Raw genomic sequence first — 14,976 nt, forward strand, 5'->3', positions numbered from 1 at the left:
GCCTGATCGCTGTGGATAAGTAAAAAAGCAGCGTATGCGGTGTGGTGTCGCAGTGCCAGTTCAGGCCGGGCTGACGTGGAGCTTGAGTCCCAGTGCCTTCATGACCTTGATGATAGTCGCGAACTCGGGATTGCCCTGGCTGCCCAGGGCCTTGTACAGGCTCTCGCGACCCAGGCCGGTATCGCGGGCGATCTGGGTCATGCCGCGGGCGCGGGCGATGTCGTTGAGGGCGGCGCGGATCAGCTTGCCATCGCCGGTGTCTTCCTCGAAGCAGGCGTCGAGGTAGGCCACCATGTCTTCAGGGTTCTTGAGGTACTCCGCCGCGTCGAAGCGGGTGACTGGGGTGTGCATGTTTCAACCCTCGCTCTTGAGGTCGTGGGCCAGTTGCCTGGCGCGTTGGATATCGCGTCTCTGGGTGTTCTTGTCACCGCCGATCAACAACAGGTAGATCACCGTGCCCCGGCGCGAGAAGTACACCCGATAGCCGGGGCCGCGATGGATGTGCATTTCATAGACACCTTCGCCCACCGGTTCGCAGTCGCCGAATCGGCCCAGTTGGGCGGCGCGGATCCTGGCCAGTACACGGGTTTTGCCTTGCGGATCCTTCAGGTGCAGGAGCCAGCGGCTGAACTCCAGGGTCTGCTCGAAGACGTACATGACGAATGTATTCCTTGGGATACAGCGTGGCAACCCATTTGCCCGCCTAGAGCTCAACTGGGCGACGAGCGGAGCCGGCGCCATTGAGACGGTCCAAGGAGGCTAAAGCATGGGGTTGGTAGCGCGCTGCCAGGGGCTTCCCAAGTGTTTGTGGGGCGCGGCGGTTTTGCCTGTCAGGTTTTGTCCGGCGAGTGCAGGGCCTGCAGCAACTCGGCCACGCTGGCAAAGTGGCGGTCGGCCTCGGGCAGCTTTGGGCGCTTGAGCACCAGCACCGGTATGCCCCGCTCACGTGCCACCTCCAACTTGGGCTCGGTGGCGCTGCTGCCGCTGTTCTTGCTGATCAGCACATCGATGTCCCGACGTGCGAACAGTTGGCGCTCGTCTTCGATCAGGAAAGGCCCACGGGCACCGATGACTTCGCAACGCTCGTTGCCGGGGCAGGTTTCCAGGGCGCGCAGGGTCCAGAACTGCCCCGCAGGAATCTCGTTCAGATGCTGCAACGGCTCGCGGCCCAGGGTGAACAGCGGCCGCTTGAAGGGCCGCAGGGCCTCGACCAATGCCTCCCAGCCGGCGATCTCGCGCCAGTCATCCCCTGGCTGCGGCTGCCAGGCCGGGCGCCGCAAGGCCCAGCAAGGCACGGCTGCGTGCTGTGCCGCAGCCACGGCATTGGCGCTGATCTGTGCCGCGTAAGGGTGGGTGGCATCCAGCAGGAGGCCAATGCGTTGTTCGCGGATAAAGCGCGCCAGGCCCTCGGCACCGCCGTAGCCGCCCACCCGTACCTGGCACTTGAGGTCGCTGGGCACCCGACCGACCCCGGCCAGGCTGTAGATATGTTCAGGGCCCAGGGTACGGGCGATGGCCAGGGCTTCGGTGACCCCGCCCAGCAGCAGAATACGGGTCATGACAAGACTCCGGCATGGCCAACGATGCCGCCCTGGCGATCGATGGCGAAGACTTCCACCTGTACCTGGGCCGGCACCACGCTGCGGGCGAAGTCCAGGGCGTGCTGGCACACCGCGTCGCCCAGGGCGATCCCGGCGGCGCTGGCCATGGCCAGGGCCTGCTGGCTGGTATTGGCCTCGCGGATGGCCTGTTGCAGCGCCGGGTCGGCACCCACCGCGGCGGCCCAGCGCGCCAGTTGTGGCAGGTCGATGCTGGAATGGCGGCTGTGCAGGTCCATGTGCCCGGCGGCCAGTTTGCTGATCTTGCCGAAGCCGCCGCACAGGCTGAGTTTATCCACAGGCACTTTGCGCAGGTGCTTGAGCACTGCGCCGACGAAGTCGCCCATTTCGATCAGGGCGATTTCCGGCAGTTCGTAGACCCGGCGCATGGTGTCTTCGCTGGCGTTGCCGGTGCAGGCGGCGATGTGCAGGTAGCCATTGGTCTTGGCCACGTCGATGCCCTGGTGGATCGAGGCGATATAGGCCGCGCAGGAGAAGGGCCGGACAATGCCGCTGGTGCCCAGGATCGACAGCCCGCCGAGAATCCCCAGGCGCGGGTTCATGGTTTTCAGGGCCAGTTCCGCTCCGCCCTCGACGTTCACCGTGACTTCGAAGCCGCCGGGGTAGGCCTGTTCCTCGGCGAGCCGTTGCAGGTGTTCGCTGATCATCCGGCGCGGCACGGGATTGATCGCCGGCTCACCCACTGCCAGCACCAGCCCGGGGCGGGTCACGGTGCCCACGCCCTGGCCGGCTATAAAGCGGATTCCCGGCTCGGGAGTCAGGCGCACCTGGGAGTAGAGCAGGGCGCCGTGGGTCACGTCCGGGTCGTCGCCGGCATCCTTGAGGGTTCCGGCCTCGGCGCCGTCGTGGGTGCGGCGACAGAACTCCAGGCGCATCTGTACCTGTTTACCCTTGGGCAGGACGATATCCACCGCGTCCGCATTGACGCCCCCCAAGAGCAGGCGAGCGGCGGCCAGGCTGGTGGCGGTGGCGCAGCTGCCGGTGGTCAGGCCGCTGCGCAGGGGCGCGGGCTGTTCCGCTGTTTCCTCACGCATGCCCTTGCTCCCGTAGGAGCGAGCTTGCTCGCCAAGGGCGCGCTGCGGTCTCTTTGCTGGACGCTTTTGCGGGCAAGCCCATTCCTGCAAGGTTCATGGCAGGTCCCGGGGTTTGTGCAGGTCCAACAGGGTGATCGGCAGGGCCTGGCGCCAGGTATCGAACTCCCCCAGGGGCTGGGCCTGGGCGATATGGATGCGGGTCAGTTCCCCGCCGTACTGCTCGCGCCAGTGCATCAGGGTCATTTCACTTTGCAGGGTCACCGCGTTGGCCACCAGGCGCCCACCGGGCTTGAGCTGCTCCCAGCAAGTCTGCAATACGCCTTCGCGGGTCACCCCACCACCGATGAACACCGCATCCGGACGCTCCAGTCCGGCCAGGGCCTGGGGCGCGCTGCCGCGAATCAGTTGCAGCCCGGGCACCCCGAGCACGTCGCGGTTGTGTTCGATCAACTGCTGGCGGCCGTCATCGGCTTCGATGGCCAGGGCCCTACAACTGGGGTGGGCCCGCATCCATTCAATACCGATGGAACCGCTGCCGGCCCCCACATCCCAGAGCAGTTCACCGGGTACCGGGGCCAGACGGGCCAGAGTGATGGCGCGCACGTCCCGCTTGGTCAACTGGCCGTCATGACGGAAGGCCGAGTCCGGCAGGCCGGCCAGACGGGACAGTGGCGGCGTATCGGCCGCCGCCCGGCATTCGATGGCCAGCAGGTTGAGGTCGGCGATCGATGGATCGCTCCATTGATTGGCAGTGCTGTCCAGGCGTCGCTCCAAGGGCCCGCCCAAGTGCTCCAGTACCGTGATCCGGCTCGGGCCGAAGCCGCGCTCGCGCAGCAGTCCGGCGATGGCTGCCGGGCTGTGGCGGTCATTGCTCAGCACCAGCAGGCGCACGCCGCTGAACAGTTGGGCGTTGAGCGCGGCAATCGGCCGTGCCACCACCGACAGCGTGACCACCTCCTGCAGGGCCCAGCCCAGGCGGGCGGCGGCCAGGGAATAGGAGGAAGGAAAGGGCAGTACCTGCAGCTCATCGGCCGGCAGTTGCCGGGCCAGGCTGGCCCCTACGCCGAACAGCATCGGATCGCCGCTGGCCAGCACGCAGACGGGCGTGCCGCGTTGGCTCAGCACCGGCTCCAGGGAGAACGGACTGGGCCACAACTGGCGTTCGCCACGGATGCACGCCGGCAGCAGATCCAGCTGGCGCTGGCCGCCGACGATCCGCGAAGCGCCCAGCAGGGCATGGCGGGCGTTCCTGCCCAGGCCCTTGAAGCCGTCTTCACCGATTCCCACTACTGTCAGCCAGGGCGACATCTATATTCCTCAAACCTAAGGTTCCGACCGGCAGGCTTTTCATGCCTTCGGACAAAGCAGGCATAATACCGCGCCTTCGCTGACGAAGCGCTTTTCCCACACTGCCGGTCGCCCCTTTGAACGAACGTCCTATGTCCACCGCCATCCGCCCCTCGGCCTGCCCGGGGTTGCTGCGCATTGTCCCGGCGCTGGACGGCGGCATCTGCCGGATCAAGCTGGCGGGCGGCGTCATCAGTGCCGCTCAGGCAGCGGCGGTGGCCGAGGCGGCGCAGGCTTATGCCGGCGGTGTGATCGAGGCCACCAACCGCGCCAACCTGCAGATTCGCGGGATCGGCGCCGAGCACCAGGCACTGATCGACAAACTGCTGGCGGCCGGCCTGGGACCGACCACCGCCGCCGGCGACGATGTGCGCAACCTGATGCTCAGCCCCAGTGCCGGCATCGACCGGCAGTTGCTGATGGACACCCGGCCCCTGGCCGGGCAGATCCTCGAGACCTTGCAGAGCCACTCGCGCTTCCATGAACTGTCGGCCAAGTTCGCCGTGCAGCTCGATGGCGGCGAAGCCCTGGCCATGCTCGAACATCATCACGACCTGTGGCTGGCCGCCTTGGTGCGGGAGGGGCAGTTGCTGTTGGCCTTTGGCCTGGCGGGCAGCCCTGTGGATAAACCCTTGGCGGCAGTGCCCCAGGAACTGGGCCATGAACTGCTGGTGGCGGTGCTGGAGCTGTTTCTCGAACTGGCCACGCCCGAGCAGACGCGGATGCGCCACCTGTTGGCGCAGGTGCCGGTGGCAGATTTTCTTGCCCAACTGAACCTGCGCCTGAGCCGGCCCTTGTTGAGTATCGACGGCTGGCAGCGTCCGGCCTCGGTCCCAGGGCTGCACCTTGGAACTTATCCACAGCGTGAACGCGGACAGGTCTATGTCGGTGCGGTTGCGCCCCTGGGGCGCCTTGATCCCGTCATGCTCAAGGGCGCTGCGCAGCTGGCCGAACAGTACGGCGACGCCAGCCTGCGCTTCACACCCTGGCAGAGCCTGCTGCTGCCCGGCATTGCCCCGGCGGATGCTCCCCGGGTCACGGCACGTCTGGGCCAACTGGGCCTGTTGTGCAGCCCTGAACAGTCCCTGGCCCACCTGATTGCCTGTACCGGCTCCAGTGGCTGCGGCAAAGCCCTGGCCGACACCAAGGGCGATGCGTTGAAGTTGGCGACCCTGCTCCAGGGCCATGGCCGTCAGCAGGCGGTGCATTTGTCGGCCTGCTCCCGTTCCTGCGCCGCCGCCCATGTGGCGCCGGCCACCCTGCTGGCGACGGCCCCAGGGCGTTACGACTTGTATCTACGCGATGCAGCGCAGCCGGGTTTCGGCGCGCTGCACGCACGCAACCTTTCTATTGAAGCGGCAGAGGCACTGCTTGATGCCCGCCCACGGAGCCACCTAGATGATTGATTACATCCGCGACGGTCAGGAGATCTATCGCAACTCCTTCGCGATCATCCGCGAAGAAGCCAAGCTGGATCGCATTCCCGCCGACCTGGAAAAACTCGCGGTACGGGTGATCCACGCCTGCGGCATGGTCGAGGCCATCGACGGCCTGCAATTCTCCGCGGGCGCCGGCAAGGCCGGGCGTGATGCCCTGGCCGCCGGGGCACCGATCCTCTGTGATGCGCGGATGGTCTCTGAAGGCATTACCCGGGCACGCTTGCCGGCCAACAACAAAGTGATCTGCACCCTGCGCGATGACAGCGTCCCGGAGTTGGCCCGAGAGCTGGGCAACACCCGCTCGGCGGCGGCTCTGGAGCTCTGGCGTCCGCACCTGGAAGGCAGCGTGGTGGTGATCGGCAATGCGCCCACCGCCCTGTTCTACCTTCTGGAAATGCTCGACGCCGGCGCGCCGAAACCGGCGCTGATCCTCGGCTTCCCGGTGGGCTTTGTCGGCGCCGCCGAATCCAAGGCGATGCTCGCCGCCGACAGCCGCGGCGTGCCCTTTGTGATCATGCAGGGTCGCCTGGGCGGTAGCGCCATGGCCGCCGCCGCCGTCAACGCCCTGGCCACGGAGATCGAATGATGCAGCAACCTGGACGTTTGATCGGCCTTGGCGTGGGTCCTGGTGATCCGGAGCTGATTACCCTGAAGGCCCTGCGCCTGCTGCGCGAGTCGCCGGTGGTGGCCTACTTCGTGGCCAAGGGCAAGAAAGGCAACGCCTTCGGCATCATCGAAGGGCACCTGCAACAGGCCCAGACCCTGCTGCCGCTGGTGTACCCGGTGACCACCGAAGTGCTGCCGGCGCCGCTGTCCTACGAGCAAGTGATCAGCGATTTCTACGACAGCGCCAGCCAGGAGCTGGCGCTGCATCTGGATGCCGGTCGGGATGTGGCGGTGATCTGCGAAGGCGACCCGTTCTTCTACGGTTCCTACATGTACCTGCACGATCGTCTGGCCGAGCGTTACCAGGCCGAAGTGGTGCCCGGGGTGTGCTCGATGCTGGGCGGCGCGTCGGTGCTGGGCGCGCCGCTGGTGTATCGCAACCAGAGCCTGTCGGTGCTCTCGGGCGTGCTGCCACATGACGAACTCAAGCGGCGTCTGGCGGACGCCGACGCGGCGGTGGTGATGAAGCTGGGGCGCAATTTCCCCAAGGTGCGCCAGGTCCTGGAAGAGCTGGGGCTGGCGCAGCGTGCGCTGTATGTCGAGCGCGCCACCATGGCCAACCAGAAGATCGTGCCGCTGGATGACGTGGAGCCGATGTCCTCGCCGTACTTCTCGCTGATTATCGTGCCCGGCGAAAGGTGGCAAGGCTGATGGCCCGTTCAATTCCGGCCATCGTCATCCTTGGCCAAGGCAGTCTCGACACCGCACGGCAGATCCAGCGGCTGTATCCCGATTCGTTGATCCACGGTCTGGCGGAACGGGTCGAAGGCGCTGATCGGATCTACCACGAATTCGGCGCCACCCTGCGCCAGCTGTATCAACAGGACAGGCCCATCATCGCCCTGTGTGCGGCGGGTATCGTGATCCGCACCCTGGCCCCGCTGCTGCTGGAAAAAGGCGCCGAACCGCCGGTGCTGGCAGTGGCCGAAGACGGCAGCGCCGTGGTGCCGCTGCTGGGTGGCCTGGGCGGCGTCAACGTCATGGCCCGGGAAATCGCCGCGGGCCTTGGCGTGGCTGCGGCCATTACCACCAGTGGCGAACTGCGCTTTGGCACCTGCCTGCTCAACCCGCCCAGCGGTTATGCCCTGGGCGACCTGGAGCTGGGCAAGCGCTTTGTCTCCGACCTGCTGGGTGGCGAAAGCGTGCGCATCGAAGGCGCCGCGCCCTGGCTGGCCGCGGCCAAGCTGCCCGAGAACGATCAGGCCCGCCTGACCATCCGGGTCGGCTCTGCCGAGCGCGAGCCTGCGGCCAATGAGCTGCTGATCTACCCCCGCAGCGTCCTGGTCGCTTGCCGTAGCGGCCAGCTTGCTGGCGAAAGCGATACCAGCCTCGCTACCCACATCCGTCAGGCCCTGCATCAGGCGCGCATCGCCGTGCAGTCCGTCGCCTGCCTGCTGGCGGCCGACAGTGACATGGCTGACCGCGCCCTGCATCAGGCGGCTGCGCAACTGGGTGTGCCACTGCGTTTCCTGCCGGCCGCCGGCAGTGTCGTCGAACTGGCACAGCAAGCCGTTCCGCAGTTGCTGCCGCCGCTGAAGGTGGGGGAGGACATCGCCATCGCCGTGGCCAGCCAGCCCCTGGACCTCGAACAGATCGGCCGGCCCCGTGGGCGCCTGGCGGTGATCGGTCTTGGCCCGGGGGCAGCCGAACTCATGGTGCCGGCGGTGAAAGCCGAACTGGCCCGGGCCAACGACATCCTCGGTTATGAAACCTACGTGCGCATGGCCGGCCCGTTCCGCGCCGATCAGGTGATGCACTGCACTGACAACCGCGAAGAAATGCAGCGCGCCCGGCACGCCTTCGAACTGGCGGCCCAGGGCCGTTCGGTGGTGGTGGTGTCGTCCGGTGATCCGGGGGTGTTTGCCATGGCCGCGGCGGTCCTGGAAGCCCTGCACGAATCCAGCGATCCGGCCTGGCATCGTGTCGACCTGGAGATCCTCCCGGGCGTCTCCGCCTCACTGGCCACCGCCGCCCAGGCCGGCGCACCGCTGGGTCATGACTTCTGCGTGCTGTCGCTGTCCGACAACCTCAAGCCCTGGGACATCATCGAGAAGCGCCTGGACCTCGCCTCCCAGGCCGATCTGGCCCTGGCCTTCTACAACCCGATCTCCCGTTCCCGACCCTGGCAACTGGGCCGGGCCCTGGAGATCGTGCGCCAGCACCGCACGCCGCAAACCCCGGTGGTGCTGGGACGGGATATCGGTCGTCCGGGGCAGACCCTGCGGGTCATCACCCTGGGCGAGCTGACCCCGGAGCAGGTGGACATGCGCACCATGGTGCTGGTGGGCTCTTCCACCACCTGCGTGTTCCCCCGGGCCGAGGGTGGCGAGTGGGTCTACACGCCGCGCTGGTACGGCAATAAACCCATGTAGGAGCCGGCTTGCCGGCGAAGGCGCTCGTAAGATCGCCATCGCCGGCAGCGGCTTCTAGCGTGCAGGGTCACTCATCATCCTGGTCCTTGTCCTTGGCGGTCAGCAGCCAGGTGATGAATTCGAAGAAGCCGGCCCATCTGGCCGGGATGCGGCCGGCGACGAAAGCTTCCCGGTCGCCCAGGTCGAAATCCCAGACGCCGCCGCTGTCCTTGTCCAGCAGGTAGCCGCCTTCACCTTGCAACGAGGTGAAGGCGACGAAGTTCTCTGGCAACTCCCAGACTTCATGAATGAACTCGGTGCACATCAGGATTTCATCACTGGGCCCGTCGATATCCATCAGCACTTCGTAGCTCGCCCGGCTTTCGAAGTCGGCGGGGTGACAGGCCAGATAGATCTGGGCGAACTCGCTGTCCAGGGCAATCCCCAATGTTGCCAACGCTCGGGTGACCTCGGCGGTGTCGGGGCGCGCGCGGAAGCGGGGCTGGGCTTCGATCAGGCTGACCAACTGCTGGGGAATCATGGGGTGTCCTTGCTGATGTGTGGCCACTTGTCCAAGGGCAGGCGGCCCTGCTGCCGGGCAAAGTGTTCCCGGGCCTGGCCCAGGGTTTTGTGGTTGGGGCCGCTCAGCACATCCAGCGCCTGGCTGCCGTCGTCCTCCCAATGGCAGAGGTCGCAGATCTGGTAGTCGCCCCGCGCCGAGAGGGTTCGATAACCGCAGCAGGGGCAGGCCTCCAGGTACTCGATGTCCGCGCTGACGGCGTAGTCGCCCAGCCCGGCTTCACGCAGGCAGCGCATCAGGTAGTGGTGGGTCACGCCGCGGTATTCGGCGCGCAGGGCGATCAGCAGCAGGGCGTCGTAGCGCGGGGCCTGCGGGTCTTCCGGGGGCTCCGGCTGCGCCCTGAGCTGTTGTTGCAGGCTGGGTGGGAGTGCGGCGAACTCAAGGTCGTCGCTGTCTATTCCCCACCAGTTCAGGAGGTGGGAGGCGCGGGCGGCGGCGTCGAGGCCGGGCAACCGCTGGCGGCTGAGGAGGTCGATGGCGGCGGTGGCGGTCAGTTTTTTCATCGGGCTCGGTGGCAGTGCAAGGGGCATGGCCAGGCCAGGGTCAACTGATCGGGGCGCTCCAGAGGGATCTGCACGCTGACACCGGAGGTCGACTCGGCATAGAGGTGTCGGTCCTGGATCTCGACCCGGTTGAAGGGATTGGTGTCCCTCAGGACCAGCAGCCAGATCAGGGCCTCAGAATCTTTCTCCTGCAATGCCAGGAAACCATCCCCGCCATGCGCGGCACACTCGCCGGCCCGGGCCTGCAAGGCGCCGTTGCCGGCGACGCACAGCGCCAGGGTCGCGAGGCCCTCGTCGTCCTGATGAGCGTCGCAGTCCGAGGCCGGCAGCCACACCTTGTTGATCAGTCGGGGATGCTCATGGGGCAGCTCGAACAGGCAGTAGAAGCCCGAGCCCAGGGCGAGTGAGTTGTCCCTGGGGTAGCGTTCGTCCTGCCATCGTTGCTGGATGAGCTGGCGATCTTCATGGCCGGGCATGTGACATTCCTTGTCCGCTGGGTCGTGCCGCTGTTAGGGCACCAGATAGCCTTTGACCCCGGTGAAGATGATCTGCGCCGCCAGGGCGCAGACGAACAGTCCCATCAGCCGGCTGACGATCTGCAGGCCCTGGTCGCCAAGGATGCGCTCGATGCGGTTGGACAGGTACAGCACCACGCCCACGGTGAGGCTGGCCAGGGCGATGCTGAGAATGGCGGTGAGCTTGTCGTCCCAGTGGGGCTGGCTGACCCCCATCACCAGCAGGGCGCCGATGGTGCCCGGGCCCACGGTCAGGGGAATGGTCAGCGGCACGATGGTCACGTCCTGTTGTACGTTGTCGGTCTGTACCGCCGACTTGCCCTGGGCCATGCCCAGGGCCGAGATGAACAGCACGCTGCCGGCACCGATGCGGAAGGCGTCCACGGTGATGCCGAACACGCTGAAGATCACCCGCCCGAACAGGTACAGCAAGACGCTGGAGACCAGGGTAGCCAGGGCGACTTTCCAGGCCAGGCGCCGGCGCTCCTTGGAGGAGTAGCCGCGGGTCAGGCTGATGAAGCATGAGAGGACGAAGAACGGGCTATAGAGCACCAGCATCTTCAGGTAAACGCTGAACAGCACGTGGAGCATGGCGGGAGCTCACGACTAGGGAGGGCGAGCCAGAGTTTAACAGGCGCCGCGCAGGCTGTCGGCTCAACTGGTGTGTGCGGTGCTGCGCTCGCGCAGGTCGCGCTGGGTGACCCAGTGCTCCACCAGCTCGCGCAGTTGCGACAACTCCACCGGCTTGGCCATGTGCCCGTCCATGCCGGCCTGGCGCGCGCGCTCCTTGTGCTCGGCGAGGATGTGCGCGGTCAGCGCCACCACCGGGGTGCGCACCCGTTGGTTGCCGACTTCCCAGGCCCGCAACTGCTGGGTGGCGGAGAAGCCGTCGAGCACCGGCATTTCGCAGTCCATGAGCACCAGGTCGTAGCGCTTGGCCTTCATGGCCTGCAAGGCCTCTTCGCCGTTGCTGGCGGTGTCGGGCTGCAGATTGAGCTTGCCCAGCATGCCGCGGATGACCTTGGTGGAGATGCTGTTGTCTTCGGCCACCAGGATGCTGAAGTCGCTGGGAACGGTGATCGGCGCCGGACCCGGTGCCGGGTTCAGGGGCATGTTGTAGGGCGCGGTGGGGGCCTTGTCGCGTTGGCTGAGCTCGTCGGCCAGAGTGGTCTTGAGGGTGTAGCCGGCCACCGGCTTGGCGAGGATGCGCTTGATCCCGGCATTGCGCGCAATCACCTTGCTCGGCGCGTTGCTGATGCCGGTGAGCATGATCAGCAGGATGTCGTGGTTCAGGCTCGGGTCTTCCTTGATCTTCGCTGCCAGCTGCATGCCGGTCATGCCGGGCATGTTCTGGTCCAGCAGCACCACATCGAAATAGTCCCGCAGGTGCGCCTTGGTCCGCAGCAGGGCCAGGGCTTCCTTGCCCGAAGGCACGGCGCTGACGTTCAGTCCCCAGGCGCTGCATTGCTGCACCAGCACCTTGCGGCAGGTGTCGTTATCGTCCACCACCAGCACCCGCGCGCCCTGCAAGGGGCCGTCGAGGTCGGCGGTGGGATGTTCCAGGCGCTCGGCGTCCAGGGGCAGGGTCAACCACAGGGTGCTGCCCTGGTTGGTGCCGCTCTTGATGCCGAATTCGCCGTGCATCAGCAGGATCAACTGGCGGGCGATCACCAGCCCCAGGTTGCCCCCCAGACGGGTGGTGGCGAGGAAGTTCTTGCTGTGCAGTTCGGTGTGCAGCAGCGCTTCGCGCTCCTCGGTATCCATGGGCTGGCCGCTGTCTTGTACGGCAATGCGCAGGCGCGGTTTGCTGCTGCGCTCGTCGAGGGCGACGACGATCAGCACTTCGCCTTCGTCGGTCTTCTTCAGGGCGTTTTCCAACAGGCTCAGCAGGGCCTGGCGCAGGCGCGTCGGATCGCCGCTGATGACCCGCGGCACCTGGGGCTGGATGAAACTGATCAGCTCGACGTTCTGCTGTTCGGCCTTGGCCCGGAAGATACTCAGGCAATCCTCGATCAGGGCGTTGAGGTCGAACTGCACGTCGTCCAGTTCGATCTGCCCGGACTCCAGCTTGGAGATGTCGAGGATCTCGTTGATCAGGGTCAGCAGCTCGTTGCCTGCACTGTGAATGGTCTGCACATAATCACGTTGCTTGACCGACAGTGGGGTGCCCAGCAGTAACTCAGTCATGCCCAGCACGCCGTTCATCGGCGTACGGATCTCGTGGCTGATCTTGGCCAGGAACTCGGCCTTGGCATTGATCTCGGCGGTGCTGGCGGCCAGGTCGCGGCTGACACTGAATCGGTTCTCGGTGATGTTGCGCTGGCGCTCGCCCAAGGCAATGCTCATCAGCAACCCGGCGATGCACACCACGCTCAGCAGGGTGACGATCAACCCTTGCGGCGCTACCAGGGTCAGGCCCAGCAGCGCCGGGAGAATCACCAGGGTGCCGAGGTTGAAAATCACCATGGCGGTGACGAACAGCCGGGCCGGACGATAGCCCTGGTGCCAGTGGTAGGCGCCAACGAACAGCATGCTCAGGCCGGCCAGGGCCACCAGGCCGTAGGTGATGATGTTCAGCGGCAGGGTGTTGACGAACAGCAGCAACAGACCGAACAGGCCGATCAGCAGAATATTGCCCAGCAGCAAGCGGTTCAGCGGGTGCGGGCCCAGTGGAGCGAAGAAGCGGTAGGCGAACATCATGCCGCAGGGCGCGGTCAGCAGCAGGGCCACGTAGGCGCCCGGTGTCTGCAACGCTTGCCAGTCCGGTAACCAGGGACCGAGCAGGTTCAGCAGCATCAACAGGCTGAGGGTCAGCAGGCCTTCACAGGCTGCCAGCCACAGGCTGCTGCGTGAACGGGTGTAGGCGAAGCGGGTGAGGTTGTGCAGGATCAGCATCGCCAGGCAGCCGAACAACAGGCCGTAGATCAGTGTCTGGCTCTGGTCGGCGGCGCTCATCACTGCCGATTGCAGGGTGATGTAGGGACGCAGTTCATGTTCGGACACCAGGCGCAGATAGACGTCCAGCGGCTTGGCACTTTGCGGCAGTGGCAGCATGAAGTCGCTGCTGGGCAAAGGCTTTTGGGCTTGCGACTGGCTGGCGCCGGTGTTCACTTGTTCGATCAGCTTGTCGCCGTCGAGCACGTAGAGATTCAGGTGGGACAGGTCGGGGGCGAAGATCCGCAGGATCTGCTCGTGGGTTCCCGGTTGGAGCTTGAAGCGCAACCACAGGGCGCCGTCGGGTTCGGCTGCGGTCAGTTTGTCCAGTTCGATGGGGCTGAATTGGTTGGTGTAGCGCGGGGAGCGGATATCACTGAGCTGCAGGTCGGCCTGTTCGTCGAGCAAAACCGCCCAGCCACTGCCTTGAGCGGCCAGGGCCGGATTCAAGCAGAGCAAGGTCAGCAATGTGACGGTGAAGCCTAGGGCGGTCCTGAGCCAGCGCACGGCGAAATCCCTTCATTGGTTGATGCCTGATTATAACTATGCGCGGCGTGATCACCGCACGGCAAGGGCGCGAGGCCCTTGCCGGGGGGCGCTGGCAGCTTTACTCCTGGCCGCGCTCACGAGCAATGGCACGGTAGCCGATGTCGTTGCGGTAGAAGCAGCCCTGCCAGTCGATCTTGGCCGCCAGGCGGTAGGCTTGTTGCTGGGCGGCATCGACGCTGTCACCCATGGCGGTGGCGCAGAGCACCCGGCCGCCGGAGGTCACGACCTGACCGTCCTTGAGTGCGGTGCCAGCGTGGAACACTTTGCCTTCCAGTGCAGCGGCGGCGTCCAGGCCAGTGATGGCCGCGCCCTTGGCATAGTCGCCAGGATAGCCGCCGGCGGCGAGGACGATGCCCAGGCTTGGACGTGGGTCCCACTGGGCTTCGACCTTGTCCAGGGCCTGGGCCAGGGCGGCTTCCACCAGCAGTACCAGGCTCGATTGCAGGCGCAGCATCACCGGTTGGGTTTCCGGGTCGCCGAAGCGGCAGTTGAACTCGATGACTTTCGGGTTGCCGGCTTTGTCGATCATCAGACCGGCATAGAGGAAGCCGGTGTAGACGTTGCCTTCCTCGGCCATGCCGCGAACGGTGGGCCAGATCACCAGATCCATCACCCGCTGGTGCACTTCTGAAGTGACCACCGGTGCTGGCGAGTAAGCGCCCATGCCACCGGTATTGGGGCCAGTGTCGCCGTCGCCGACGCGTTTGTGGTCCTGGCTGGTGGCCATGGGCAGCACGTTCTTGCCGTCGACCATGACGATGAAGCTGGCTTCCTCGCCGTCGAGGAACTCCTCGATGACCACGCGGGAACCGGCATCACCGAAGGCATTGCCGGCCAGCATGTCACGTACGGCTTCCTCGGCTTCGGCCAGGGTCATGGCGACGATCACGCCTTTACCGGCGGCCAGGCCGTCGGCCTTGATCACGATCGGCGCGCCTTTTTCCCGCAGGTAGGCCAGGGCCGGCTCGATCTCGGTGAAGTTCTGGTAGTCGGCGGTCGGGATCTTGTGGCGCGCCAGGAAGTCCTTGGTGAAGGCTTTCGAGCCTTCCAGCTGCGCGGCACCGGCAGTCGGACCGAAGCAGTCCAGGCCGCGGGAGCGGAACAGGTCGACCACGCCAGCCACCAGCGGCACTTCCGGACCGACGATGGTCAGAGAGACGTTCTTCTCAGCGAAATCCGCCAACTGCTCCAGGGCCAGGACGTCGATGGCGACGTTCTCGCACTTGGCTTCGATGGCGGTACCGGCGTTGCCGGGGGCAACGAATACTTTTTCGACCCGTGGGTCCTGAGCGACTTTCCAGGCCAGGGCGTGTTCGCGACCGCCGCTACCAATGATCAGTACATTCATTTCAAAAACCTCGGATGACGCTAATTCTGTTTTGGAACCTGAAGCGCTGCACGCCTCAGGAGGTTGCAATGACAGAGGTAGATGCAAGGCG

The 14,976-nt window shown here is 65.8% G+C and carries 15 protein-coding genes; 4 read left to right on the top strand and 11 right to left on the bottom strand.

All coding sequences use genetic code 11. The annotated features are described in order from the left end of the window. Positions 1-60: 60 nt before the first annotated feature. From DWF74_RS19280 to cbiE, 5 genes are all read right to left on the bottom strand, one after another. Positions 61-351: an addiction module antidote protein gene (locus DWF74_RS19280; RefSeq protein ID WP_115581505.1), complete on the bottom strand. Its 291-nt coding sequence runs from the start codon at positions 349-351 to the stop codon at positions 61-63. A 3-nt stretch (positions 352-354) separates the two neighbouring features. Next, entirely contained in the window at positions 355-657 is a 303-nt protein-coding gene (locus DWF74_RS19285; RefSeq protein ID WP_115581506.1) for a type II toxin-antitoxin system RelE/ParE family toxin, read from the bottom strand. A gap of 173 nt (positions 658-830) precedes the next feature. Next, complete coding sequence (locus tag DWF74_RS19290; protein WP_115581507.1) at positions 831-1,559, bottom strand: cobalt-precorrin-6A reductase; 729 nt, start codon at positions 1,557-1,559, stop codon at positions 831-833. Further along, entirely contained in the window at positions 1,556-2,653 is a 1,098-nt protein-coding gene (locus DWF74_RS19295; RefSeq protein WP_102862980.1) for a cobalt-precorrin-5B (C(1))-methyltransferase, read from the bottom strand. Before DWF74_RS19295 ends, DWF74_RS19290 begins: the two co-directional genes overlap by 4 nt. Before the next feature lie 93 nt (positions 2,654-2,746). Continuing rightward, the gene (gene cbiE, locus DWF74_RS19300) at positions 2,747-3,961 is read right to left on the bottom strand and encodes a precorrin-6y C5,15-methyltransferase (decarboxylating) subunit CbiE (protein ID WP_115581508.1); all 1,215 of its coding nucleotides are present in this window, start codon (positions 3,959-3,961) and stop codon (positions 2,747-2,749) included. A 131-nt stretch (positions 3,962-4,092) separates the two neighbouring features. On the opposite strand from cbiE, the gene cobG reads away from it, so the two are divergent. The 4 genes from cobG to cobJ are packed head-to-tail and all read left to right on the top strand — an operon-like array spanning position 4,093 to position 8,477. Continuing rightward, positions 4,093-5,406 carry a precorrin-3B synthase gene (gene cobG / locus DWF74_RS19305; RefSeq protein WP_115581509.1) on the top strand — a complete coding sequence of 438 codons (1,314 nt, stop codon included), beginning with the start codon at positions 4,093-4,095 and terminating at the stop codon, positions 5,404-5,406. Continuing rightward, a complete protein-coding gene (locus DWF74_RS19310; protein WP_102862983.1) occupies positions 5,399-6,025 on the top strand; it encodes a precorrin-8X methylmutase in 627 nt (208 codons plus the stop codon). Before cobG ends, DWF74_RS19310 begins: the two co-directional genes overlap by 8 nt. Next, entirely contained in the window at positions 6,025-6,756 is a 732-nt protein-coding gene (locus tag DWF74_RS19315; RefSeq protein ID WP_102862984.1) for a precorrin-2 C(20)-methyltransferase, read from the top strand. Before DWF74_RS19310 ends, DWF74_RS19315 begins: the two co-directional genes overlap by 1 nt. Further along, positions 6,756-8,477, top strand: a complete 1,722-nt coding sequence (gene cobJ / locus DWF74_RS19320; RefSeq protein ID WP_115581510.1) for a precorrin-3B C(17)-methyltransferase — start codon at positions 6,756-6,758, stop codon at positions 8,475-8,477. Before DWF74_RS19315 ends, cobJ begins: the two co-directional genes overlap by 1 nt. A 67-nt stretch (positions 8,478-8,544) precedes the next feature. Here the strand turns inward: cobJ and DWF74_RS19325 are convergent, their stop codons facing one another. The 6 genes from DWF74_RS19325 to purD all read right to left on the bottom strand — a co-directional run bounded on the left by DWF74_RS19325 (position 8,545) and on the right by purD (position 14,885). Next, a complete protein-coding gene (locus tag DWF74_RS19325; RefSeq protein WP_115581511.1) occupies positions 8,545-8,997 on the bottom strand; it encodes an SMI1/KNR4 family protein in 453 nt (150 codons plus the stop codon). Beyond that, positions 8,994-9,539 carry a CPCC family cysteine-rich protein gene (locus tag DWF74_RS19330; protein WP_115581512.1) on the bottom strand — a complete coding sequence of 182 codons (546 nt, stop codon included), beginning with the start codon at positions 9,537-9,539 and terminating at the stop codon, positions 8,994-8,996. The genes DWF74_RS19325 and DWF74_RS19330 overlap by 4 nt, the downstream gene beginning before the upstream one ends. Further along, the gene (locus DWF74_RS19335; RefSeq protein WP_115581513.1) at positions 9,536-10,015 is read right to left on the bottom strand and encodes a hypothetical protein; all 480 of its coding nucleotides are present in this window, start codon (positions 10,013-10,015) and stop codon (positions 9,536-9,538) included. The genes DWF74_RS19330 and DWF74_RS19335 overlap by 4 nt, the downstream gene beginning before the upstream one ends. Before the next feature lie 33 nt (positions 10,016-10,048). After that, the gene (locus DWF74_RS19340; protein ID WP_060837337.1) at positions 10,049-10,645 is read right to left on the bottom strand and encodes a MarC family protein; all 597 of its coding nucleotides are present in this window, start codon (positions 10,643-10,645) and stop codon (positions 10,049-10,051) included. 63 nt (positions 10,646-10,708) lie between these two features. Then, positions 10,709-13,495 (bottom strand): hybrid sensor histidine kinase/response regulator, encoded by a 2,787-nt coding sequence (locus tag DWF74_RS19345; RefSeq protein ID WP_102862989.1) that lies wholly within the window; start codon positions 13,493-13,495, stop codon positions 10,709-10,711. Between the two features lie 100 nt (positions 13,496-13,595). Then, positions 13,596-14,885, bottom strand: coding sequence for a phosphoribosylamine--glycine ligase (gene purD, locus DWF74_RS19350; protein ID WP_102862990.1), 1,290 nt, complete (start codon positions 14,883-14,885; stop codon positions 13,596-13,598). Positions 14,886-14,976: the final 91 nt, after the last annotated feature.

The organism is Pseudomonas protegens, from assembly GCF_003363755.1.
Classification (GTDB): domain Bacteria; phylum Pseudomonadota; class Gammaproteobacteria; order Pseudomonadales; family Pseudomonadaceae; genus Aquipseudomonas; species Aquipseudomonas danubii.

Coding starts and splice junctions, on each gene's coding strand:
- cbiE (WP_115581508.1), bottom strand. CDS start 3,961: ATGTCGCCCTGGCTGACAGTAGTGGGAATCGGTGAAGACGGCTTCAAG.
- purD (WP_102862990.1), bottom strand. CDS start 14,885: ATGAATGTACTGATCATTGGTAGCGGCGGTCGCGAACACGCCCTGGCC.
- DWF74_RS19295 (WP_102862980.1), bottom strand. CDS start 2,653: ATGCGTGAGGAAACAGCGGAACAGCCCGCGCCCCTGCGCAGCGGCCTG.
- cobJ (WP_115581510.1), top strand. CDS start 6,756: ATGGCCCGTTCAATTCCGGCCATCGTCATCCTTGGCCAAGGCAGTCTC.
- DWF74_RS19315 (WP_102862984.1), top strand. CDS start 6,025: ATGCAGCAACCTGGACGTTTGATCGGCCTTGGCGTGGGTCCTGGTGAT.
- cobG (WP_115581509.1), top strand. CDS start 4,093: ATGTCCACCGCCATCCGCCCCTCGGCCTGCCCGGGGTTGCTGCGCATT.
- DWF74_RS19290 (WP_115581507.1), bottom strand. CDS start 1,559: ATGACCCGTATTCTGCTGCTGGGCGGGGTCACCGAAGCCCTGGCCATC.
- DWF74_RS19325 (WP_115581511.1), bottom strand. CDS start 8,997: ATGATTCCCCAGCAGTTGGTCAGCCTGATCGAAGCCCAGCCCCGCTTC.
- DWF74_RS19340 (WP_060837337.1), bottom strand. CDS start 10,645: ATGCTCCACGTGCTGTTCAGCGTTTACCTGAAGATGCTGGTGCTCTAT.
- DWF74_RS19310 (WP_102862983.1), top strand. CDS start 5,399: ATGATTGATTACATCCGCGACGGTCAGGAGATCTATCGCAACTCCTTC.
- DWF74_RS19335 (WP_115581513.1), bottom strand. CDS start 10,015: ATGCCCGGCCATGAAGATCGCCAGCTCATCCAGCAACGATGGCAGGAC.
- DWF74_RS19330 (WP_115581512.1), bottom strand. CDS start 9,539: ATGAAAAAACTGACCGCCACCGCCGCCATCGACCTCCTCAGCCGCCAG.
- DWF74_RS19285 (WP_115581506.1), bottom strand. CDS start 657: ATGTACGTCTTCGAGCAGACCCTGGAGTTCAGCCGCTGGCTCCTGCAC.
- DWF74_RS19280 (WP_115581505.1), bottom strand. CDS start 351: ATGCACACCCCAGTCACCCGCTTCGACGCGGCGGAGTACCTCAAGAAC.